Annotated in this window: 20 protein-coding genes and 1 riboswitch; of the genes, 7 read left to right on the top strand and 13 right to left on the bottom strand. The window is 74.1% G+C overall.

What is annotated here, in order from left to right:
• Nucleotides 1-355 precede the first annotated feature (355 nt).
• Nucleotides 356-2,440, top strand: a complete 2,085-nt coding sequence (locus PUR61_RS12585; protein ID WP_443035157.1) for a DHA2 family efflux MFS transporter permease subunit — start codon at nucleotides 356-358, stop codon at nucleotides 2,438-2,440.
• A gap of 59 nt (nucleotides 2,441-2,499) precedes the next feature.
• Here PUR61_RS12585 and PUR61_RS12580 read toward each other — a convergent pair whose 3' ends face one another.
• Complete coding sequence (locus PUR61_RS12580; protein WP_329878881.1) at nucleotides 2,500-3,024, bottom strand: MarR family winged helix-turn-helix transcriptional regulator; 525 nt, start codon at nucleotides 3,022-3,024, stop codon at nucleotides 2,500-2,502.
• A gap of 116 nt (nucleotides 3,025-3,140) precedes the next feature.
• On the opposite strand from PUR61_RS12580, the gene PUR61_RS12575 reads away from it, so the two are divergent.
• A complete protein-coding gene (locus PUR61_RS12575; protein ID WP_329878880.1) occupies nucleotides 3,141-3,458 on the top strand; it encodes a cupin domain-containing protein in 318 nt (105 codons plus the stop codon).
• Nucleotides 3,459-3,577: 119 nt separating this feature from the next.
• Here PUR61_RS12575 and PUR61_RS12570 read toward each other — a convergent pair whose 3' ends face one another.
• From PUR61_RS12570 to PUR61_RS12555, 4 genes are all read right to left on the bottom strand, one after another.
• Nucleotides 3,578-4,459, bottom strand: coding sequence for a phosphotransferase (locus PUR61_RS12570; protein WP_329878879.1), 882 nt, complete (start codon nucleotides 4,457-4,459; stop codon nucleotides 3,578-3,580).
• 69 nt (nucleotides 4,460-4,528) lie between these two features.
• Nucleotides 4,529-5,014: a glycine-rich domain-containing protein gene (locus tag PUR61_RS12565; RefSeq protein ID WP_329878878.1), complete on the bottom strand. Its 486-nt coding sequence runs from the start codon at nucleotides 5,012-5,014 to the stop codon at nucleotides 4,529-4,531.
• A 338-nt stretch (nucleotides 5,015-5,352) separates the two neighbouring features.
• Nucleotides 5,353-6,195 carry a helix-turn-helix domain-containing protein gene (locus PUR61_RS12560; RefSeq protein WP_329878877.1) on the bottom strand — a complete coding sequence of 281 codons (843 nt, stop codon included), beginning with the start codon at nucleotides 6,193-6,195 and terminating at the stop codon, nucleotides 5,353-5,355.
• On the bottom strand, nucleotides 6,192-6,647 hold the full coding sequence (locus tag PUR61_RS12555) for a DUF6879 family protein (protein ID WP_329878876.1): 456 nt from the start codon (nucleotides 6,645-6,647) through the stop codon (nucleotides 6,192-6,194). Before PUR61_RS12555 ends, PUR61_RS12560 begins: the two co-directional genes overlap by 4 nt.
• A gap of 322 nt (nucleotides 6,648-6,969) precedes the next feature.
• On the opposite strand from PUR61_RS12555, the gene PUR61_RS12550 reads away from it, so the two are divergent.
• Nucleotides 6,970-7,302 carry an antibiotic biosynthesis monooxygenase family protein gene (locus PUR61_RS12550; protein WP_329878875.1) on the top strand — a complete coding sequence of 111 codons (333 nt, stop codon included), beginning with the start codon at nucleotides 6,970-6,972 and terminating at the stop codon, nucleotides 7,300-7,302.
• 304 nt (nucleotides 7,303-7,606) lie between these two features.
• Nucleotides 7,607-8,497 (top strand): helix-turn-helix domain-containing protein, encoded by an 891-nt coding sequence (locus PUR61_RS12545; RefSeq protein ID WP_329878874.1) that lies wholly within the window; start codon nucleotides 7,607-7,609, stop codon nucleotides 8,495-8,497.
• A gap of 46 nt (nucleotides 8,498-8,543) precedes the next feature.
• On the opposite strand, the gene PUR61_RS12540 is transcribed toward PUR61_RS12545, so the two are convergent.
• From PUR61_RS12540 to PUR61_RS12515, 6 genes are all read right to left on the bottom strand, one after another.
• A complete protein-coding gene (locus PUR61_RS12540) occupies nucleotides 8,544-9,395 on the bottom strand; it encodes an ECF transporter S component (protein ID WP_329878873.1) in 852 nt (283 codons plus the stop codon).
• Nucleotides 9,392-11,002 (bottom strand): ABC transporter ATP-binding protein, encoded by a 1,611-nt coding sequence (locus PUR61_RS12535; protein ID WP_329878872.1) that lies wholly within the window; start codon nucleotides 11,000-11,002, stop codon nucleotides 9,392-9,394. The genes PUR61_RS12540 and PUR61_RS12535 overlap by 4 nt, the downstream gene beginning before the upstream one ends.
• A complete protein-coding gene (locus tag PUR61_RS12530) occupies nucleotides 10,999-12,279 on the bottom strand; it encodes a CbiQ family ECF transporter T component (RefSeq protein ID WP_329878871.1) in 1,281 nt (426 codons plus the stop codon). The genes PUR61_RS12535 and PUR61_RS12530 overlap by 4 nt, the downstream gene beginning before the upstream one ends.
• A gap of 189 nt (nucleotides 12,280-12,468) precedes the next feature.
• Entirely contained in the window at nucleotides 12,469-13,179 is a 711-nt protein-coding gene (locus PUR61_RS12525; RefSeq protein WP_329879028.1) for an SCO2322 family protein, read from the bottom strand.
• Between the two features lie 158 nt (nucleotides 13,180-13,337).
• Entirely contained in the window at nucleotides 13,338-14,615 is a 1,278-nt protein-coding gene (locus PUR61_RS12520) for a prenyltransferase/squalene oxidase repeat-containing protein (RefSeq protein WP_329878870.1), read from the bottom strand.
• 88 nt (nucleotides 14,616-14,703) lie between these two features.
• Nucleotides 14,704-14,825: riboswitch (cobalamin riboswitch) on the bottom strand.
• A gap of 219 nt (nucleotides 14,826-15,044) precedes the next feature.
• On the bottom strand, nucleotides 15,045-15,731 hold the full coding sequence (locus PUR61_RS12515) for a TetR family transcriptional regulator (protein WP_329878869.1): 687 nt from the start codon (nucleotides 15,729-15,731) through the stop codon (nucleotides 15,045-15,047).
• A gap of 320 nt (nucleotides 15,732-16,051) precedes the next feature.
• Between PUR61_RS12515 and PUR61_RS12510 the strand changes: the two genes are divergently transcribed.
• The 3 genes from PUR61_RS12510 (at nucleotide 16,052) to PUR61_RS12500 (ending at nucleotide 19,489) form a co-directional block, all read left to right on the top strand.
• Entirely contained in the window at nucleotides 16,052-17,362 is a 1,311-nt protein-coding gene (locus PUR61_RS12510) for a glycosyltransferase family 4 protein (RefSeq protein WP_329878868.1), read from the top strand.
• A 199-nt stretch (nucleotides 17,363-17,561) separates the two neighbouring features.
• Nucleotides 17,562-18,365: a class I SAM-dependent methyltransferase gene (locus PUR61_RS12505; RefSeq protein WP_329878867.1), complete on the top strand. Its 804-nt coding sequence runs from the start codon at nucleotides 17,562-17,564 to the stop codon at nucleotides 18,363-18,365.
• Nucleotides 18,362-19,489, top strand: a complete 1,128-nt coding sequence (locus tag PUR61_RS12500) for a prenyltransferase (protein WP_329878866.1) — start codon at nucleotides 18,362-18,364, stop codon at nucleotides 19,487-19,489. Before PUR61_RS12505 ends, PUR61_RS12500 begins: the two co-directional genes overlap by 4 nt.
• A 172-nt stretch (nucleotides 19,490-19,661) precedes the next feature.
• On the opposite strand, the gene PUR61_RS12495 is transcribed toward PUR61_RS12500, so the two are convergent.
• Together PUR61_RS12495 and PUR61_RS12490 are read right to left on the bottom strand one after the other, a co-directional pair.
• Nucleotides 19,662-20,615 (bottom strand): hypothetical protein, encoded by a 954-nt coding sequence (locus PUR61_RS12495; protein WP_329878865.1) that lies wholly within the window; start codon nucleotides 20,613-20,615, stop codon nucleotides 19,662-19,664.
• Between the two features lie 311 nt (nucleotides 20,616-20,926).
• On the bottom strand, nucleotides 20,927-22,066 hold the full coding sequence (locus PUR61_RS12490) for an N-acetylmuramoyl-L-alanine amidase (protein ID WP_329878864.1): 1,140 nt from the start codon (nucleotides 22,064-22,066) through the stop codon (nucleotides 20,927-20,929).
• Nucleotides 22,067-22,083: the final 17 nt, after the last annotated feature.

The raw sequence follows: 22,083 nt of genomic DNA, 5'->3' as shown, positions 1-22,083 counted from the left end.
GTTCCAGGTGGCGGACGGGCCTGATTATGCAGGACGTCCCTGAGACGGGACAGGGGCGTCCGGCCCGATGTGGGGGCCTTGTGCCGGTTGGTGTCGGTTGGGAACTGATGAACGGTCGGTGTGGCAGGCCCGGCGTCCACATGTCGGGCGCGTGGCGGTGCCGCTTACGTTCGGCTCAACTGAACGGAGCAAATCCGGGCATTTCTGACAGCATGGTGAATCGGGAGTGATCATCCGAACGGCGCCCCCGGGCGCACCGGGCTGCCGTGACCGCCGCCACCGCTGCCCCCGGCACCACCACTGCCGCCGATACCGCCGATACCGCCGACACCGCTGACACCGCTACGGAGACGCCATGACGGATCCGATCGCCGCGTCCGACCGAGGCCCCGACCGGGCCCCGGTGAGCGAGCCGGGCCCTCCGGAGGCCAACGCCCCCAACCTCTGGGTGCCGATCGGCGCCCTGCTGCTGGCGATGCTCCTCGCCGCGCTCGACCAGACCATCGTCTCGACCGCCCTGCCCACCATCGTCAGCGACCTCGGCGGCCTCGAACACCTCTCCTGGGTGGTCACCGCCTACATGCTGGCCTCCACCGCGGCCACCCCGCTCTGGGGCAAGCTCGGCGACATGTACGGCCGGAAGGTCTTCTTCCAGGCCTCCATCGTGATCTTCCTGCTGGGCTCGGTGCTCTGCGGCATCGCCCAGAACATGGGCGAGCTGATCGCCTTCCGCGCGCTCCAGGGGTTGGGCGGCGGCGGCCTGATGGTGCTCTCCCAGGCCATCGTCGGCGACCTGGTCGCCCCCCGGGACCGCGGAAAGTACCAGGGCCTCTTCGGCGCGGTCTTCGGCGTCACCAGCGTGCTCGGTCCACTGCTCGGCGGGCTCTTCGTCGACAACCTCAGCTGGCGCTGGGTCTTCTACATCAACGTGCCGGTCGGCGTGGTCGCCCTGGTGGTGATCGCCACCGTGCTGCACGGCGCGGAGGTGAAGCGGAGTCACCGGATCGACTACCTGGGCACGGTGCTGATCGCGTCCGTCGCGACCTGTCTGGTGCTGATGACCTCGCTCGGCGGCACCACCTGGGCATGGGGCTCGTGGCAGATCGTCGGGCTGGGCGTGCTCGGCGTGCTGCTGCTGGTCGCCTTCGTCCTGGCCGAGCGGGCGGCGGCCGAACCCGTCCTGCCGCTGCGCCTCTTCAGGTCCCGGACGTTCAGCCTGGTGGCCGTCATCTCCTTCGTCATCGGCTTCGCGATGTTCGGCGCGCTGACCTACCTGCCCACCTTCCTCCAGGTGGTCATGCAGGTCTCGCCGACCATGTCGGGCATCCACATGCTGCCGATGGTGCTCGGCATGCTCGCCACGTCGATCGGTTCCGGTCAGATCGTGGCCCGCACCGGCCACTACCGGGCGTTCCCGATCGCCGGGACGGCTGTCACCGTTGTCGGCCTGCTGCTGCTCTCCCGGCTGGACGAGCACAGCAGCACCTTCGAGATGAGCTGCTACTTCCTGGTCTTCGGCCTCGGACTGGGCCTGGTGATGCAGGTCCTGGTGCTGATCGTGCAGAACTCGGTCGGGTACGAGGACCTGGGCGTCGCGACCGCGGGCGCCACCTTCTTCCGCTCGATCGGCGCCTCCTTCGGCGTCTCGATCTTCGGGACGATCTTCGCGTCCGGGCTGAACGGCCGGCTGCGGACCGCCCTGGCGGGTGCCACGCTCCCACCCGGCTTCAACCCCGACGCGATCACCTCGGACCCGCGCGTCATCAGCGGTCTGCCGGCCGCGACGCAGGCCGACATCTACCACGCGTACGCGGAGTCGATCACCCGGGTCTTCCTCTACGCGGTGCCGGTCGCCGTGGTGGCGTTCGTGCTCTCGCTGTTCCTGAAGGAGCAGAAGCTGCGGACCACCGTGACCGCTCCCGACCTCAGCGAGTCGATCGGCCTCAACCCGGTGCAGCGCTCCTCGCTGGACGAGATCAGCCGGGCGCTGTCCGTGCTGAGCAGCCGGGAGGCCCGGCGCGACCTGTTCAAACGGATCACCGCCACCGCGGGGCTCGACCTGAAACCCGCGTCCAGCTGGCTGCTGCTCCAGATGCACCACCAGGGGTCGGTCGAGCCCGCCGAACTGGCGGAGCGTCGGATCGTGCCGTTCGCGGTGGTCGAGGAGGCGGTGCGGGAGGTCGAGGGCAACGGCCTGGCGTCCCGCACCGGCGGCCTCCCGCTGCGGCTCACCGAGCCGGGCGAGGAGGTGGCGCTCAAGCTGGTCGCCGCCCGCCGGGAGCAGCTCGCGGACCTGTTGGGCGACTGGGACGAGAAGCAGTTCGACGACCTCGCCGCACTGCTCACCCGGCTCTCCTCGACGCTCTGCGCCGACCGCCGCGACCGCCCGGACCCGGTCGGGCACGAGCTGCCCTACCACGGCGAGGGCCGCTCCTTCTGACGCTCCTTCTCCTCTCTCTTCTTCTTCCCCTCCTTCCCCTCTCTCCCCGTCGCCCCTCGCTACGGGGCCCCGAACCAGCGCGGGGTGTCCAGCCGGAACGGGTCCCCGGGCGCGAGGGTGCGCAGGGCCGCCTCCAGGGCGCGCAGGTGTTCCTCGCCGCCGAGGGTCGCGGACCACTGGCCGCGCAGCTCCTCGAAGATCCGGGCGGAGCGGACGAGGCAGTCGACACCGCGGGGGGTCAACCTGACCACCTTGCGCCGGGCGTCGGCCGGATCGGTCCCGCGTTCGACGTAGCCGAGCTGTTCGAGGTGCTCGACGGTCTTGCCGGCGGCCTGCTTGGAGACGCCGAGGCGCCGCCCCAGCTCGACCGCCGTGGTGCCTTCCGGCCCGATCGCCTGGAAGACGAAGCCGTGCATCGGCCGGAGGTCCGGGTGGCCTTCGCGGGCGATGCGCTCGTGCAGCTCGTCGATGATCACCCGGAAGGCGAGCAGCAGGCGGAGCGGCAGCTCGTAGCCGGGCTGCGCCCGGGATCCGGGCGTGGTCCGGGGGGCCTCGTCCTGCTGCGGGTCGTTCTCCCTTGACACGATCGACAACCTCATTGACCATATAGACAACTTGATTGTCCATTGTAGGGGGTCAACCGCTCTTGTCCGTCATCCGCAGTACCGAGGCCCGTCGTACCGAGACGCCCAACGCCGTCATGACCACTTTCGCCTCGCCCGCCCAGGGCGGTACGGGCCTCGCGCTCTGGAAGGTCGAGATGGCACCCGGGAGCTCGGGCCCCCGCCACGCCATGGACACCGAGCAGGTGTGGACCTTCCTCACCGGCTCCGCCGCCGTCGACCTGGCGGGTGAAGCCCTGGCGGTCGCCGCCGGGGACACCCTCGTCCTGCCGGCCGAGGTCGTCCGCCGGATGAGCTCCGAGGGCGGCTTCACCGCCGTGGTCGCCTCCCCGACCCCGTCACGGGCCGTCAACCCGGAGACCGGCGACCACGTCGTCCCGCCGTGGATCGCCTGACCTGCGACGGCGATCGACCGGGGTGCTCGCCTGCCGTGCTCGGCCCGCCTTCCCCGACTGAGGGTGCGGAGGTCCGGCTGCTGCGCGGAGGCGTCGGCGGCCGGACCTGTTCCGGGCGGCTACCCGAGACGGTGGCGAAGCCAGGCGAGTCCGTGAGCGCCCAGGGCGTCCCACTGCCGCCCGGGCGTCTCGGCGGCGCGGAGGGTCCACAAGCCGGTGAGGATCGCGACGAAGGCCGTGACGGACCGGTGGGGCGCGGCACGCCACAGGGAGACGCCGTCGGCCCACCGCTCGGCGCGCTCGGGAGTGTGCCCTGCCTCGATCAGCCGGACGACCACGTAAGCCGTGTCGGCCCATGCGGCGCCGGGGGCGGGGAAGGCCCAGTCGACGACGCGCACGGCTGCGCCGTCCACGAGGAGGTTCGGGCCGGTCAGATCGGTGTGGACCAGGGTCCTGCCGTCGATCAGGTCGGGTGCTTCGCGTTCGGCCAGGACCAGCGTGTCCAGCCGTGCCACGGTCCACGGATCGAGTCGGTCCCGGTGCCGGTTACCGAGGTGGTGCCAGAAGTCCTGTCCCGACCACCGATCGGCCAGGCTGAAGGCGCGCAGGGGCGGCGCCGGGGTCAGTGTTCCGGCGAGCGTCTCCAGCGTCCGGGCGACCAACGGCAGGTCGGCGGACCCCGGAGAAAGATCCGCGTGCCTGCCGGGAACGTGCTCGAACCCCAGGGCCAGCCACCCGCCGGCCTCGACCTTCCAGAGCATGCGGGGCGCGATGTGCGGCGGCAGCACGGAGTTCACGACGGACTCCAGGCGGTGCATCCACGCCTTCGGGTTGTCCTCGCGCACTGCCTTGCAGAAGACCGGCCCGCCGGTCGTCTCCAGCGTGGCGGCGAAGTCGGACACCGTTCCCGCCGTGGGAGGAACGGCGGCGGTCACCGTGCCGGTCCGCCCTTCGATGCTGATGCGCAGGGCGTCCGGTAGCTGCTTCCAGATGTCGGCCATCGGGGGTTCCTCGGGGTCGGGCCCGCCCGGTCCCGGACCGCAGGGCTGGGCGGGCGATCTGATCGGCTCCTAGCTGCTGTGGCAACCGCGGTGGCACTGCGCGCAGTTACCGCTGCCGCTGGTGTCGCTTCCGTCTCCTCCGCTGCCCTCGGAACACTCGGCGGACATGCTCCACAGTTCGGGGTCCACGGCGTACCCGCTCGCCCCGATGACGGCCACCGTGGTGGCGATGCCGACGCCTTCGGCGGACTCGCCCGCGCCCTCGGTCGGCACGTGGTGGAGGAACCGGCCGGACAGCGAGCGGCAGAACTCGGCGTAGTCGGTGGTGTGCAGGATGAACGTGTGCCATCCGATGTCCACCAGGCTCGACGGGGCGAGCCTGGCGCCGGGGTTGACTGCGCACGCTCCCAGGAAGGCGAGGGCCTGGTCCATGACTCGCTCGGCGAGCGCGAGGTCCATCTCCTCCTCTCCGGCGATCCGGGTGACCATCCGCTCGAACAGGGCCGGGTCGACGAGGGACCGGCCCGTGATCCGCTCCGTGCTGATCGACATCATGTGGACTCTCCTGACTCTGAGGTCGGACCCGATCCGCTTCTGCGGCCATGGATCCTGCAGTCCGCCATCGGGGACGGACGGGCGGGGCTCTGCACGGCGGCGGTCCGAGCGGGTCGGTAGTGCCGCCCGCCGTTGACGCTGCTCGGTCGTCAACGGCGCATCACCGAGCCCTTCGTGGGTGAGGACCGGCCGGGGGCGGCGGGTCCTTCAGGGGGTACGGGTGGGCCTTCCGCGTCGGTCGAAGCTCCTTGGCCGGCACGCTATGCCTGCGGGAACCACCGATGGGCCTGTGATTCTCGAATATTCCAGGGCTCGCGGGCCGGATGCGCGAGGATTCCTCAGACGGCTCCGAGTGCCCTACGGCACCGCGCCAGAACCCTGTGGGCGTCCGGTCCGAAGACGGCTGCGCCGGCCATCGTTTCCCAGGCGCGCGCGTACAGGGCCACGTTCTCCGCCTGGTCCAGCCACAGTTCCGCGTGCCAGTCCTCGACAATGACAAGCCGTTCGTCATATATCCAGAAGCCGTTGGCGGGCGGAAGGGCGAGCTGGGCCTCGAACGGCACGATGCCCAGGGTGACGGTGTCCAGACCGATCACGCCGCTGAGCCGGTCCAACTGAGCGGCCATGACGGCGGGCGGGCAGAGCCGGGCACGCAGCGCGGCCTCCCACATGACGATGCGGTACTGCTTGCCCGGCCGGTAGAGGGTTTCCTGCCGTCGAACGCGGGCTCGTACCGCCTCCTCGACATCGCGCGGCGACCGGTGGAGGTCCACGTACGCGTTGAACACGTGTCGGGCGTAGTCGGCCGTCTGGAGCATGCCGACGATCATGGAGCCTTCCCAGGCGCGCATGACCGTCGACCGCTCGTACTCGATCGTCAGCGTGTCCTGCACCGGCCGGTGTCCGGCCGCGAGTTGCCGTCGCCAGGACCGGGACTGCGACTCGAACGCCCGCAACCTGGCCGTCAGTTCGGGCCCCGCGCCAGGCCGGCCGACACCCGTTGCCCAAGCCCTGAGGTCGTCGTGGGTGGCGGTCTGTCGGCCGGTCTCCAGCTTGCTGACCTTGGACTGGGTCCAGCCCAGGTGCTCGGCCAGTTGCCGGCCCGTGAGGCCGCCCTCGGTGCGCAGCTCGCGGAGCCGCAGGCCGAGGGCGATTCTCGCTTGTCGGAAGTCGGTGGTCACGCGCCGGACGGTACCCCGGCGACGAACGCCCGATGCGGCGTGGCGAAGTGCCGGGCAGCGTCCCGGACCTGGCAGGCGCGAGCCACCTGGACCGGGTCGGTGATCAGCTCCACGCCGGTCAGATCGTCGTCGGGGTCGAAGCGCAGCAGGGCGATCACGCGCGAGTCGAACAGCCAGGTGTCCTCCGCCGGAAGGCCGAGACGATCGGCGTCGGCGCGCCAGAGGTACCGGATGTCCTCGCCCACGGCACTGTTCCGTTCGGCGTTGTCGAGCAGGTACCGCTGCCCCGGGGTGGGCGGGCTGTCCTTGACGTTGCGGAGCTGGGCCACTTCGTCGGGGTCGGTGACGGCGTCGCCCTGCACCAGCACCTCTCCGGTCTCGACATCCTCGTAGAGCGTCGGGCATCCGTTGTTCCCCGAGTTGCTTCCGATGTACCGCAGTCGTCGGCTCACAGCCGCTCCCCTCGCTGTCGGTCAGGCCGAATCAGGATGCCGTGGAATCGGTCCGAGGACGGCGTTGATTCTCGAATATTCCCCTGAGGCGACAGAAGACCCCGTCCGGCCGGTGAAGGCCGGACGGGCACGGGCCGCTGCTCGTCGGCGATCCATGGAGACAAGACCGGTGGCGCGCGCCGAACCGGCGACCACGTCGTCCCGCCGTGGATCGCCTGACCTGCGACGCTTCGTCCGCGTGAGGTGTAGCAGACTGCCTTCTCAGTGAACAGGGCCCGCTCCCCGACCTTGCGTCGGGGGCGGGCGGACGAGGAGGTACGGCGTGTCCGTCGTCAAGATCAATGTCCTGACCGTCCCCGCTGAGCAGCGGGAGGTGCTGGAGAAGCGCTTCGCCGCCCGGGCCGGTGCGGTGGAGAACTCGGACGGCTTCGAGTACTTCGAGCTGCTCCGCCCGGTCGAGGGCACCGACCAGTACCTCGTCTACACCCGCTGGCGCGACGAGGAGTCCTTCCAGGCCTGGCTCGCCGGGCCCATGCAGGCGGCCCACCGCCAGGGCCGGCCGGCCGCCGAGGGCGAGGCCCCGCAGCGCCCGGCCGCCAGCGGCTCCACCCTGTGGTCCTTCGACGTGGTGCAGTCCGCCGCCCCGAAGGTCTGAGGCCGGCTGCTCCTGACGGTGCGTTCCGGACGGCTCGTCCGGGGCGCACCGTCGTCGGGTCCCGCTTCGCGGCTGCGGGCGAGGTGCGTGTCGAGCCGGTCGGTGCCGGGGCAGGGCGCGTTGTGGGGTGTCGGCGTGCGCCGGGGTGAGTGCGCGTGCGCCGCCCGATCGGGTGATCCGGATGGGGTTTCCGGGGCGGTCTGCTGGATTAGCGTGATCATTGCGCTCAGCAGCAGCGTTCCAAGGAAAGCCCCGGCGGTGCGGCAACACCCCGGGGAACGGCACCAGGAGAAAGCGCTCCACGATGCAGATCAATCGTATCCCCAAGCACGCGCCCGGGTACACGATCCTCGACAACGGGCATGTCGTGCGCAAGCACTCGCTCAGCTGGGCGGCCCGTGGGCTGCTCGGGTACCTCCTCAGCCTGCCCGACGGGGCGCGGGAGGACGTCCGGACCCTGGCCGCGAAGAGCGTCGAGGGCCGGGCGACGGTGGCCCGGGCGTTGCGCGAGTTGGAGGAGGCCGGGCACTACGTCCGCCGGACCTCGCGCGATCCCCTCACGGGCCGGGTCCGGACGCTGGTCTCGGTGCACGAAGTCCCGGTGGTGGGAAAGGCCGTTCACACGGTGCCGCCGGTTCCCGCGTCCCCGGCCGCCGGGCCCGCCGGAGCCGGTGCGGCAGGCGCCGGGAAGGCGGGAGGCCCTTCCCCGAAGGCAAGGACGACGAGGGAGAAGGAAGCCGGGAAGCCTTCCGTCCTTCCGTCCGGGACGGGCAGGCCGGTCGCGGCGCCGCCCCGGAGGACCGAGGGCCTGGGCCTGTTGATCGAACTCGGCCGCCGGGATCCGCGGTTGGCGCTGGCGGGGAAGCCGTTGACGGACCAGGCCGCCCGGGTGGAGGGCCTGCTGGCGGGCGGCTGGGCGCCGGACGCCCTGGCGGGCATCCTGTCCGCCCCGCTGCCGGAGAAGGTCACCCGCAGCGTCGGGGCGATCCTCGGCGCCCGGTTGCTGGGTGTCCCGCCGATGCCGCCGATGCCGCCGGTCCCGCCGGTCTCAACGGGCCTGCGGACGGCGGGTGTCGGGGTGGCCGTGGTCCCGGTTCAGAGGCGGCACCACGAGTGTCCGGGGCGGGGCGGCATGTGCGGGCGTCATGTCGGCGGAGCGGGGAAGCTCTGTGCCGGTTGCAGCGGCTCCCGGTAGCGCGGATCCGCCCCCGGGAGAACCCCGATGCCCTGGGGCGCCGCCGTCAGTCCTCCCGCGGCGGGTGGAAGGCGACCGGGGCGGCGAAGGCTGCGCGGCGGGTGGCCCGGCGCAGGGCGCGCAGGACGGGGGTGCCGAGGGTGAGGCAGAGGGTGACGGTGAGAACGGCGCGGGGGAGGTCCCACCCGAGCGAGGTGGTGAGGCAGTAGACGGCGAACCGGACCAGGTTGTCGGAGATCGGATCGCCCGGGACGAAGGAGATCGAGCTCGCGAGCCCGGCGATGTAGGGCCAGCCCTGGAGGTTCATGATCATGCCGTAGAGGAGGGACGCCCCCGCCCCGTAGACGGCGAGCATGACGAGCTCGCGCCGGCCGCGCACGCGGTCCGGGCCCGGGAGGAGCCCCGCGCCGAGGCTCACCCAGCCCATGGCGAGCATCTGGAACGGCAACCAGGGCCCCACCCCGCCGGTCAGCAGGGCGGAGGCGAACATCGAGAGCGCGCCGAGCACGAAGCCGAAGCCCGGACCGAGGACCCGTCCGGCGAGCACCATCAGGAAGAACATCGGCTCCAGCCCGGCCGTGCCCGCCCCGAGCGGCCGCAGGGCGGCGCCGGCGGCGGCCAGCACGCCCAGCAGGGCGACCGCCTTCGCGTCCAGGCCGGGGGCGCCGCCGCCCGCCGTGCGGCCCTCGGAGATCTGGGCGACGACGACGGCGAGGAGCAGCGGGAGGAGCAGGGCGAACAGCCAAGGGGCGTCGGTGGAGTGGCCGACCAGGGCCGATTCGGCGGAGGCGAGCAGCGGCCACCCGAACGCGGCCACCCCGACCAGCGAGGTGAGGAGGAGGGCCGTGATCGAGCGACGACCGAGCGGGACGGGACGGTTCAGGCCGTTCTTGCTCATTCCGCGACCTCGGCGAGGGCGCGGGCGACCTGCGGGACGGTGAGCCAAGGGCCCGGAGCGAGCACCTTGGCGACCTGCGGGGCGAACGCCGGTGAACCGAGTACGACTTCGGGCGTCGGGCCGTCCGCGACGATCTCGCCCTCGGCCAGGATGGCCGTGCGGTGGGCGAGTTCGGCGGCCAGCTCGACGTCGTGGGTGGCGAGGAGGACGGCGTGGCCGTCGGCGGCCAGGTCGCGCAGGATCTCGACGAGCCGGGCCTTGGCCGCGTAGTCCAGGCCCCGGGTGGGTTCGTCCAGGAGGATGAGCGGCGGGCGGGCGGTGAGCACCACGGCCAGGGCCAGGGTGAGGCGCTGGCCCTCGGAGAGGTCGCGGGGGTGGGCGGCGTCGGCGAGGCCGGGCAGCAGGCGTTCGACGAGGGCGCGGCAGGTGCCGGGTTCGGCGCCCGCGTCGCCGTCGGCGGCGGCGCACTCGGCGGCGACGCTCTCCCCGTACAGCAGGTCGCGCGGGTCCTGCGGGACGAGGCCGACGTGGCGGATCAGGTCGGCGGGCCGGGTGCGGTGCGGGGTGCGGCCACCGACCGTCACGGTGCCGGATGCCGGCGCGTGCAGGCCGACCAGGGCGCCGAGCAGGGTGGACTTGCCCGCGCCGTTGCGCCCCATCAGGGCGGTGATCTCGCCCGCGTGGAGGGCGAGGTCGACGCCGCGCAGCGCCGGGACGGAGCCGCGACGGACGGCCAGGCGGCCGGCCTCGGCCAGGACCGTGCCGAGGGGGGCGGGGGATCCGGTGGGGTGGTGGCCGTCCAGGCGGGTGCGGAGGCCGGCGGCCCGGCGGCGGGCGTCGCGGACGGACAGCGGGAGCGGGTGCCAGCCGGCCAGCCGGCCGAGTCCGACCACCGGCGGGTGGACCGGCGAGTGCGCCATCACCTCGGCGGGTTCGCCGAGAACGGGCGGCGTGCCGGGGGTCAGCAACAGGACCTGGTCGGCGTACTGGACCACGCGCTCGAGCCGGTGCTCGGCCATCAGCACGGTGGTGCCCAGGTCGTGGACCAGCCGCTGGAGCACGGCCAGTACCTCCTCGGCGGCGCTCGGGTCCAGGGCGGAGGTGGGCTCGTCCAGGACCAGGACGCGCGGGTGGACGGTGAGCACCGAGCCGATGGCGACGCGTTGTTGCTGGCCGCCGGAGAGCGAGGTGAGCGCCCGGTCGCGCAGGCCGGCGAGGCCGAGCAGGTCGAGGGTCTCCTCGACGCGCCGCCGCATGACGTCCGGCGGGAGGCCCAGCGACTCCATGCCGTAGGCGAGTTCGTCCTCGACGGTGTCGGTGACGAAGTGCGCCGGCGGGTCCTGGCCCACGGTGCCGACCAGGTCGGCGAGTTCGCGGGGGCGGTGCTTGCGGGTGTCGCGCCCGCCGACGGTGACCCGGCCGTGCAGCACGCCGCCGGTGAAGTGCGGGACGAGGCCGCTGACCGCACCCAGCAGGGTGGACTTGCCGGAACCCGACGGGCCCACCAGAAGGCAGAGTTCGCCCTCGGGAACGGTCAGGTCGACGCCGCTGAGCGCGGGCGCGTCGGTGTCGGAGTACTGGACGGTGACCTGCTCGAAGGTGATCACGAGGCCCTCCGGGGCGGGGTCGGTGCGTCGTTCGGGTCGGTGCCGGTGCCGGTGCCGGTGCCGGTGCCGGTGCCGGTGCGGGTGTCGGTGCGGAGGCCGGGGCGGGTGCGGGCCCCGGTGTCCGTCCCGGGATCCGGTGGCGGCCCGGTGTCCGCACCGGTCGGGCCGGTCGCCGTGGTGGGGCGGGGCACCGGGGTGACGAACGCCGGCACCAGACCGACCAGGACGGCCAGGACGGCGGTCAGCGGCAGGACGGGGACGGTCGGCGGCACCACGGTGGGCGCGAAGGCGGCCGGGTAGCCGGCGGCGAGCCACGTCGTCAACGCGGCCACGGCCGTGCCCGATCCGGCGGTCAGCCACTCGGGCAGCGCCCACGGGTCCGGGCGGTAGCGGGTCCGGACGGAGCGCCGGCTGCCCAGCAGGAGTCCGGTGAAGGCGGCGGCCAGGCCGAGGAGGAGCACGGGCGCCGCCCAGCCGGCGCCGCCCGCCGTCAGCAGCCCGTACGCGGCGAGGCAGATGCCGAGCAGCCCGGCCAGGGTGAGTGCGGCGGTGGCCCGGGCCAGCCGGCGCGGAACGTCGGCGGTGCGGCCGAACCCGCGGGTGTCCATCGCGGCGGCCAGCGCCACCGAACGCTCCAACGCCCCCTCCAGGACGGGTAGTCCGACGCTCAGGACGGCGGCGACGCCCCGGTCGCTGCGCCCGCGCAGACGGCGGGCGGCGCGCAGTCGTTGGATGTCGGCGACCAGGTTCGGCGCGAAGGTCATCGCCACCACGACGGCCACGCCCGCCTCGTAGAGCGCACCGGGGAGGGTGCGCAGCAGACGGGCCGGGCTGGCCAGGGCGTTGGCGGCGCCGACGCACACCAGCAGGGTGGCCAGCCGGAGACCGTCGTACAGCGCGGCGAGGAGTCCCTCGGCGGTGACCCGGCCGCCGATCCGCACCCCCTGCGCCCAGACGGGAAGGGGCACTTCGGGGAGGGTGAACAGGACGTGGGTGCCGGGGACCGGCGAACCGAGGAGGACGGCGAAGACGAGGCGGATGCCGAGCACGAGGAGGCCGAGGCGGAGGAACGTGCCGTAGGAGCGCGACCACGGCGCGTCGGTGCGGCGGGCGGCGACCACGTAGCCGGCGACGGCGGCGAGGAGGAGCAGGAGGAGGGGGTTGGTGGTCCGGGTGGCGGCGGCGCCCAGGCCGAGTGCCCACAGCCACCAGGCCCCGGGGTGCAGTTGGCGGGGGCCTGGCGCCGGTCGGCGGCGGGCGGCACGGGGTGTGGGCACGGTGGGGTCCTGGGGTCCTGGGGAGCGGGGGTCGGGGGAGCCGGGGCGGGGTGGGACGGGTCGGCGGGGCGGCGGGGCGGGTGGCCGGTCCGGTCCGGTCCGGACCGGTCCGGACCGGACCGGTCGGCGGACGTCGGTCGGTCTACGGGGCGGGGCGGCGGTGACCCGGTGCGCGGACGGCCGTCGTCCTCATCGGCGGCGGCGCGTCCGGTGGACGGCGCCCGCCACGAGGAGGGCGATGAGGGCGACGCCGGCGATCACGCCGAGGTCGGGGCCGCCGATGCCGGACGAGGCGTCGTCGTGCGAGTCGGTCCCGGAGCCGCTTCCGGCTGCGTTCCCGGACCCGCCGACCGGCGTGGTGCCGGCGGCGGACGGCCGGTCGGCGTTGCCGAGCTGCTCGCCGCAGCCGGTCCGCGGGTAGCCGGCGATGGCGCAGAGCAGCCCGTTGCCGTCGTACCGCAGCGGCGGTGCGACGGTGGCCAGCACCTCCGCCGAGGTGGCCCGGGCGCTGACGACGGCGCAGGCGGTGCGCGGTTCGGGCGGGGTCTCGCGGGCGGGTGCGTCGGCGGGGGTGCCGAAGTCCAGTACTACGGCGACCCGCTTGCGCCCGCTCTGTTCCGGGGTCGCCCCGCAGACGGTCGCGAAGTCCCCCGGGGTGCCGGGTCGCGCGGCCTCCTGGCCGCCGTCCGGGCTGACGGCGAACCGCCAGCCCTCGACGGCGCCGTCCGGCGGGACGTGCACGGCGGGCCCCTGCTGCTGGTAGGCCCAACCGCTGCCGGACCACTTCCAGAACGACCAGTACCGGTACCCGGCCGCCTGTGCGGGAGCCGCTCCGAGCACCAGCAGGATCAGCACCCCGGTGACCAGCCCGGCGAGGAACCGGACGGCCGCGGGCGCCACCCGCCGCCAGCACCGCCGTCGTCGCTCGGCGGCCGAGAGCCCGGCCGAGAGCCCGGCAGCGGGGCCGCCCGCGCTGCCGGGCGCACCCGAGCCGGACGCACCCGGTGACGGGGAGGAACCGGCCACCCGGGGGTGGCCGGCCAACGGGGCGGGGTCGGTCACGGCCTGGCGCCGCGCTTGCGCTGGAGGCTCAGCAGCAGGCCGCCGCCGATGCCGATGAGCAGGCCGATGCCGAGCACCCAGTACGTGCTGAGGCCGCCGCCGTCGCCCTTCTTCGCGGTCTCGGACGCGGACGCGGTGGGCGACCCGTTCGCGGCGACGGCCTTGGGTGCCGGGCCGAGGGCGGTCAGCTGGGCGACCAGGTCGCTCCCGCCGAACGTCGCCGGGTCGCGCTGCGCCGCCTGCGCGACCAGCAGCAGCGTGGCGGTGGCGGCGGCGTCGGTGCCGCCCTTGGTCCAGGTGCCGCCCTCCTTCGCCAGCCAGTCCACCGCACCGGCGGCCTGCTGCGGGTGCCCGCCCTGGACCAGGCCGAGCACCGCCCAGGCGGTGGCGGTGTAGTCGGGGGTCGGCGCCGCGCCGGCCAGCTTCAGCATCAGGTGCTGCCCGTCGGACGCGAGCTGCGTGGTCAGGTAGGCGGCCACCGCCTCGCCCGAGTCGGCGCGCGGCACGGGCGCGGCCGTGGCGCCGTCGGTGCAGGTGAGGGGCTTGGGGGCGGCGTCGGTCCGGTTGGTGTTGGTGACCGGGAGCTTCCCGCCGGCCGCGGCGAGCGAGGCCTGGCCGGTGGCCAGGGCGTTCGCCTCGCCCGCGGCGTCCGGGGCGGACTGGTAGATGAAGGCGCCGCGCTGGTCGGCGGGGGCGGCGCAGCCGAGCTGGAAGGTCGCCAGTCCGTCGAAGGCGTTCTTGCCGGCCTTGGCGACCCCGGCCGGGTCGGCCTTGGCGGCGAACAGGGCGTTCACGGCGAGGCCGGTGGAGTTGGCGTCCCCGGGGTTGCCGGGGTTGTAGGCCCAGGTGCCGTCCGCGTTCTGGTTGGCCTTGAGCCACTGGACGCCCTTGTCGACGGCGTCCTGGTGCCCGCCGAGGGAGACCAGCGCCTGGATCGCCGCAGCGGTCGCGTTGCTGTCCGCCTGCGTGGGGTCGCAGGCGGCCGAGACGTCGGCCCGGTAGGAGAGCCAGCCGCCGTCGGCGCACTGCCGGCCGGTGAGCCAGGAGACGGCGGAGTCGGCCGGGGTCACCTTCGCGGCGGCGAGCGCGGTGAGCGAGAGCGACTGCCGCCACACCGCGTCGTAGGTCGGGTCGCCCTTGCCGTACAGGCCCTCGGGGAGCGCGGTGGCACCGGCGCCGGGGGTGGGGGTGTCGGCGAGCGCCGGGGCGGCGGCGGTGCCGGTGAGCAGCGCGGCGGTCAGGGCGGCAGCGCCCAGGCGGGCGGCGGTGAGCATGGTGGGAGGTGTGCCTTTCGGTGAGCGGTGTCGGCCTGGGCAGGCCGTTCCGTAGCCCTCGACGGTGCCCGGCGGTGGTCCGCCCGGCTGGGCCGCTCGCCTCTCCCCGGGCGCTCCGACTCGCCCGGCAGGCGTGGTGCCGGGCTCACGGTTGCGGGGTCAGTGCCGGATTCGCACCGGCTTTCCCCGGAGGAGAAACGGGATGGAATTGTCCTGCATGCCGACTTTAGCCGCCGCGCCGGGCGGGGTGGATCCGGCGGGGCGAGAACACGTTCCAGTCCTGGAGGGGGTGGAGGGGGCGTGGGGGGAGAGTGGGCGGAGAACGAGGAGGCGGCGGAGGGGGAGCGTGAAGGGAGGGTGTGCGGAGGGGGGGCGAGGGCGGAGGGGGCGGGTGGAGCGGGGGCCGTCCCGGGGCGGGACGCCGAGCCCTCAGGGCAGGGTGAGCAGCCGGGCCGCCGTGTGCAGGTCGGCGCGGACCTCGGCGATCGAGGCGCGGCCGGAGAGCCAGGCGACGAGCGCGGCGTGCCAGGTGTGCTCGATCACCCGGACGGCCGCGCGCTGGGCCTCGGTCGGTGGTTCGGACTGGCCGATGGCATCCAGGATCAGCCGGCCGGTGGCGACCGAGACCTGGTCGACCTCGGCGCTCACGGAGCGGTCGGCGAAGGAGAGCGCACGGACCATGGCCTCGGCGAGCAGCGGTTCGCGCTGGAGGGCGTGGAACGCCCGGGTGAGCGCCTCGGCGACCCGCGGGGCGGGTTCGCGCTCGGCCGGCGGGTGCCGTCGGACCTGCTCCTGGAGGCCGCGCAACTGCTCCAGCATGACCGCCACCAGCAGGTGCACCTTGGACGGGAAGTACCGGTACAGCGTGCCGAGCGCCACCTGGGCGCCCTCCGCGACCTCCCGCATCTGGACCGCCTCGTACCCGCCGCGGGCCGCCAGCGCGGTCGCGGTGCGCAGGATCCGGCGGCGCCGTTCGGCCTGCCGGGCGGTGAGCGGCGGTGTCGGGCCGACGGCGGTCGGCGGCACGTCGGAGACCGGTGCGGCAGGCGGCGCACCGGGCGGCGTGACGGTCGGCAGGACGGGGGCGGCGGGGGCGGTGGACGTGGGCGGAGGCATGGCGGACGACGGCAAGGGGGCTCCCGGGGCGCGAGAGTGGCGGGCTGCTCCGGCGGTGCCCGGCGGCTCCGGGCGGTGTCCGGGCAGTGCCCGGGCGTCCGCTTCCACGGCCGCTCGGGCGACTGTTCGGGCGGGCTGCTCGGGCATGGTGCTCGGGCGTGGCGTGAATCACCAGCCCTGGCTCCTGAGCGGAAGCTACGGGCCGGTATCTTCGAGGTCTCTCATTGTTCACCTGGTTTCCGGCGAACTCCACACCACACTGAAACCTGATCTACTTTAGCGACCGGCAGCACCGACAGCAGCAGAGACGAGGGCCGACGATGACCGCGCAACCGCTGCGGATTGCCCTGCTCTCGTACCGGGGCGACCCGTTCTGCGGCGGCCAGGGCGTGTACGTGCGGCACCTGTCCCGCGAACTGGCCCGCCTCGGCCACCACGTCGACGTGATCGGCGCCCAGCCGTACCCCGTGCTGGACGAGGTCGAGGGGCCCGGTTCGGTCCGCCTGGTCGAGCTGCCGAGCCTGGACCTGTACCGGACGGACGACCCGTTCCGCACCCCGGCGCTGGACGAGTACCGGGGGCCGGTGGACCTCCTGGAGTACGCCACCATGCGCACCGGCGGGTTCCCCGAGCCGCTGACCTTCTCGCTGCGCGCCCGCCAGTACCTGGCCCGGCACCGCGGCCGCTACGACGTCGTGCACGACAACCAGACGCTCGGCTACGGCCTGCTCGGGCTGGCCCGCCACGGCTTCCCGCTGGTCACCACGATCCACCACCCGATCACCGTCGACCGACGGGTCGAGCTGGAGGCGGCCACCAGCAGGATCAGGCGGCTGTCGCTGCGCCGCTGGTACGCCTTCACCCGGATGCAGCGCCGGGTCGCCGCCAGGCTTGACCACATCATCACCGTCTCCGGCACCTCGAAGCGTGAGATCGCCGAGCACCTGGGCGCCGCGCCGGGCGCCGTCTCGGTGGTGCCGATCGGCGCCGACACCCGCCTCTGGTCCCCGTCGGCGACGGTGGACCGGGTGCCCGGGCGGATCGTCACCACCTCCAGCGCCGACGTGCCGCTGAAGGGCTTGGTGCACCTGGTCGAGGCGCTGGGCAAGCTCCGCACCGAGCGGGACGCGCACCTGGTCGTGGTCGGCAAGCCGCAGAAGGGGGACGGGCCGATCGCCGAGGCGGTGCGCCGGTTCGGGCTGGAGCGGCACATCGAGTTCCGGCACGGCCTGACCGACCGGGAGCTGGTCGACCTCTACCGCTCGGCCGAGGTGGCCTGCGTGCCGTCGCTGTACGAGGGCTTCTCGCTGCCCGCCGCCGAGGCGATGGCCACCGGCACGCCGCTGGTCGCGACCACGGGCGGGGCGATCCCCGAGGTGGCCGGCCCGGACGGCGAGACCTGCCTCGCCGTGCCGCCGGGCGACGCGGGCGCGCTGGCGGCGGCGCTCGGGCGGCTGCTGGACGATCCGGCGCTGCGCGCCTCGCTCGGTGCGGCCGGACGCGAGCGGGTGCTCGCACGGTTCACCTGGGAGCGCGCCGCCGAGCTGACCGTCGAGGGTTACCGGGCGGCCGTCGCCACCGGGGCCGGCCGGAACGCCCGGTCCGGTCCGGGCTGGCGCTACGTCGCCTGACGGGCGGCCGTCGGGCGGGTCCGCCGGGCCGTCGGTCCGGCGGCGGGTCGGTCTCCGTCGGTGAGCCGGTCCGTCGGCGAGCCGGTTCGGGGGTGGGCCGATCGGCCGGCGGGTTCGCCCGACGGCCGCCCGGTTCGTGCAACGCGATATCTCTGACTCGGCGTCAGAAACGTTTCCTACCAAGGAATGGGAGCCCGCAGTGCTGACCGTTGATTTCTCGCGCTTCCCGCTCGCCCCCGGCGACCGGGTGCTCGACCTGGGCTGCGGCGGGGGGCGGCATGCGTTCGAGTGCTACCGGCGCGGTGCCAACGTGATCGCCCTCGACCAGAACGCCGAGGAGATCGCCGAGGTCAGGAAGTGGTTCGCCGCCATGGAGCAGGCCGGCGAGGCCCCCGAGGGCGCGTCCGCGGTCGCGATGGAGGGCAACGCGCTGGCCCTGCCCTTCGAGGACGAGTACTTCGACAAGATCATCATCTCCGAGGTGATGGAGCACATCCCGGACGACAAGGGCGTGCTCAACGAGATGTTCCGGGTGCTCAAGCCCGGCGGTCTGCTCGCCGTCACGGTGCCGCGCTGGCTCCCCGAGAAGATCTGCTGGGCGCTGTCCGACGAGTACCACGAGGTCGAGGGCGGCCACATCCGGATCTACCGGGGCGACGAACTGCTCGGCAGGCTCAAGGACGCCGGCCTGGAGCCGTACGGGACCCACCACGCGCACGCGCTGCACTCGCCGTACTGGTGGATCAAGTGCGCGGTCGGCGTGGGCAACGACAAGGCGCTGCCGGTCAAGGCCTACCACCAGCTGCTCGTCTGGGACATCGTCGGCACCCCGGTGATCAGCACCCTCACCAAGGCCGCCGAGCGGGCACTCAACCCGGTCATCGGCAAGAGCTTCGTCGCCTACGCCTCCAAGCCCCGCCGGTCCGGCGTGACCGCCTCCGCCGCTGCGAACGCGGACACGGACACGGGCGCGGGCGCGGGCGCGGCGGGCGGCTCGGAGTGACCGCCGCCGTCCCCGAGGTCCTGCTGCTCGACGGCGTGCTCGACGCCGAGCAGGCCGCCGGCACCGTCCGCAGCATCCTCGCCGAGCAGCAACCCGACGGCGCCATACCGTGGTTCACCGGCCACCACCTCGACCCGTGGGACCACACCGAGGCCGCGATGGCCCTGGACACCGCGGGCGAGCACGCCGCCGCCGAGGCCGCCTACCGCTGGCTGGCCGCCCGCCAGAACCCGGACGGCTCCTGGTACGCCGCCTACGCGTACGGCCAGGGTGCCGGGGGTGCGGGCGGCGCCGGGGGTGCGGAGACCGCCACCGGCGGCTTCGCGGACGGGGAGGTGTGCAACGCCGCCAAGGAGACCAACTTCTGCGCCTACGTGGCCGTCGGCGTCTGGCACCACCACCTCTCCACCGGTGACGACGCCTTCCTGGACTGGATCTGGCCCACCGTCCGGCGGGCCCTCGACTTCATCGTCGCCCGGCGGCTTCCCGGCGGCCCGATCTCCTGGCGGCTCGACGAGCACGGTGAGGCCGCAGGCGAGGCGCTGCTCACCGGTTCGTCCAGCATCCTGCACGCGCTCCGCTGCGGACTGGCCGTCGCCGACTACCTGGAGGAGCCGCAGCCCGACTGGGAGCTCGCGGCCGGCCGGCTCCGGCACGCCATCTCCCACCACCCCGAGCGGTTCCTCGACAAGGACCGCTACTCGATGGACTGGTACTACCCCGTCCTCGGCACCGCGCTGCGCGGCCCGGCCGCGCTGGAGCGGATCGAGCGGGACTGGGACCGGTTCGTCGTGCCCGGCCTCGGCGTGCGCTGCGTCAGCGACCGCCCCTGGGTGACCGGCGGCGAGAGTGCCGAACTGGCCATGGCCCTCTGGGCGATCGGCGAGTCCGACCGCGCGGTGGACATCCTGCGCTGGATCCAGAAGCACCTGCGGCACACCGACGGCTCGTACTGGACCGGGTACGTCTTCGAGGACGACGCGATCTGGCCGGAGGAGCGCACCACCTGGACGGCGGGCGCGCTGCTGCTGACGGTCGCGGCGCTGGGCGGGGACCCGGCGACGGTGGCGGTGTTCGGTGGTGACGACCTGCCGACCGGGCTGGTGGTCCAGGACTGCTGCTGAGCCCTGAGCCCTGAGCCCTGAGCCCCTCGGGGCCGGGGCCTGAGTCGGGCCGGGGCCCGGCCGGTGCTCGGACCGACGACATGCCGAAGGGGCGGGACCGGATCGCGCCGGTCCCGCCCCTTTCGGTGTCGTGCGTGGTGTTCCCGTGTCGCACGCGGGGCGTGCGGCCGGGTCAGCCGCGCTGGATACCGGCGGTGTCGACCAGCAGGCCCTGGGTGCCGTCCTGGAGCTGGGCGACCAGCGCGGTGCCGCGCTGCTCGACCGCCAGGTACCAGGTGCCCGGGACGAGGTCGCCGACCGGAGTGCCGACCGGGTTGTCCTTCGGGGCCAGCTGGCGCGGCGCCGGGACGGCGAACCAGAACGGCGCGAAGTCGGACGCGGGCGCCTGCTGGGCGGCGGCCTGCGCCGGCCGGGCCTGCTCGGTCTGCGCCGCGTGCTGGGCGGCGACGTCCTGCGGCTGACCGGCCTGGGACTGGCCCGGAAGCGGCTGGCCGGGCTGGCCCGCCTGCGCGCCCGGGTAGCCGTAGCCGCCGGGCTGGCCGCCGAACGCCGGGGCCTGCGCCTGGTTCGGGTCCTGGCCGGGGCCCGGGTAGCCGTAGTGGCCGACCGGCTGGCCGGGCTGGCCCGCCTGCGGGGCCGGGTAGCCGCCGCCCGGGTAGGGCTGCACGGCCGGCTTGTCGCTGACCAGCGGGGTCTTGAGCACCGGGATCAGCTGACCTCCGGCGGCCGCACCGGCCAGCACGATCAGCGCGATGACGGCGAGCCAGGCGCCGAAGCCGTGGCCGATGCCCTCCAGGCCGCCACCGAGGGACCAGAGCGCAGCCCAGAGCGCCGCCACCGAGAAGGCGATGCCCCACTGGTCCAGCCGCAGGCCGAGGATCTGGCGGTTGGCGGCGGCCTGGCCCTGGAAGCGCTGCACCAGGATCAGGGCGGCGGCCACGAGGCCGAGCAGGAAGACCGAGGGCAGGACGGGGAACAGGACGCTGTCCCAGGCGTTCGTCGAGGTGTCGCCGCAGTACTTGCCCTTGCACTCGACGGTCCAGTAGGGCAGGAAGGATGCGATGAAGAGCAGGACGGCCGCACCTGCGACGGCGGCGTCTCCCTTGGTGAGAGCGCGCAGATTCACTAACGTTCCCCTCGTTGGTGTGTCGTGGTCGGCGGGTTTCGTGTCGGCGCCCGACGCGGTCGGCTGACCGGCCGGAAAACCCCGAACGGACCAGAAGCCTAGGGCCAACCGCCCGGCGGGTGCACGGCGGGCTCGGCAATGGGGCGAAGTCGTTGCAAACTGCGCGGTTCCGACCCCTGCCGTCCACCGGCCCGCCCACCGGCTGTCGACTCCTCAGGACGCCTGTTGTGCGGCGTACCTCACAGTGTGCTCCACGGCGCGTTCTCGGGGAGCTGCCTGCCGGGTCGCCGCCGCGCTGTTCGCGGCGTCGCCTACCGGGTGGTCAGAAACGTCGTCAACGCGTCGGCGATCCCCTGGGCGGCCTGCTGGCGCCACTGAGGGTCCGTCATTCGACGGGCGTCCGTCGGGTTGCGCATGTTACCGCACTCGATGAACACCTTGGGTACGGTCGACAGATTGAGCCCGCCGAGATCCGAACGGGTGTCCAGCCCCTGGCTCGCCGTGTAGTCGGCGTAGGGCTCGCCGGTGGCGGCGCGGAAGCCGTCGCGCAGCAGGAGGCCGAGCCGGTGCGAGGGGGCGACGATCGCCGAGGTGTCCGCCCGGCCGGCGACCACCTTGGCGGGCATGATCACGTGGAACCCGCTGCCGCTCGCCGGGCCGCCGTCGCCGTGCACCGAGACGGCCGCGTCGGCGTGGGCGGTGGTGCCGGCCCTGGCGCGCTCGTCGATGCACGGTCCCCACGGGCGGTCGCCGTCGTGGACCAGCACCACCGTCGCACCCCGTGCGGCGAGGATCGCACGCGCCCGGCGGACCACGTCGAGGGAGTACTCGGCCTCGGTGTAGCCGGCGTTGGTGGAGGTGCCGGTGGTGTCGCACTCCTTGCGGGCGTTGCCGATGTCGACCTGCCGGTTGATCTCGGCGGTGTGCGAGAAGTTGCCGGAGTTGTGGCCGGGGTCGAGCAGGACGGTGCGGCCGGCGAGGGCGGTGGAGGAGACGGGGGCGGCGCCCGCCGCGGGGGTGGTGGGGGCGCCCGGGGCGGCCGGGGGCGTGCCGGTGGTGGCCGGGGCCGTCGCCGGGGCGTCGGTGACGGCCGGGGTCGTCGCGGGGGCGCCCGTCGCCGGGGCGAACGGAGTGGCGCCGGACGCGTCGGGAGCGGGTGGTGCGGCGCCGGCCGGTGCCGGGGCGGCGGTCGCCGGGGCGGTCGGGGCCGAGGCGTGCGTGCCTCGGTCGGGGGAGCCGACCGCCTGCCAGCCCAGCCAGCCGGCCAGACCGAGGGGGCCCAGCACGCCGATCACGGTGACGGTGCGCAGCAGGGCGGAGCGCCTGCGGGGCCCGGTCTGCCCGGTCGGTTGAGCCGGTCCGGTCGGTCGAGCCGGTCCGGCCGGGTCGGACGGCCCGGTGGGCGGAGCCGGGTCGGTGGGGCCGGACGGGCCGTGGGCGGTGCGGGTCACGGGTGGTTCTGGTCCTG

This window comes from Streptomyces sp. BE20 (assembly GCF_036322525.1).
Classification (GTDB): domain Bacteria; phylum Actinomycetota; class Actinomycetes; order Streptomycetales; family Streptomycetaceae; genus Kitasatospora.
This window is presented reverse-complemented; position numbering and strand designations above follow the sequence as displayed.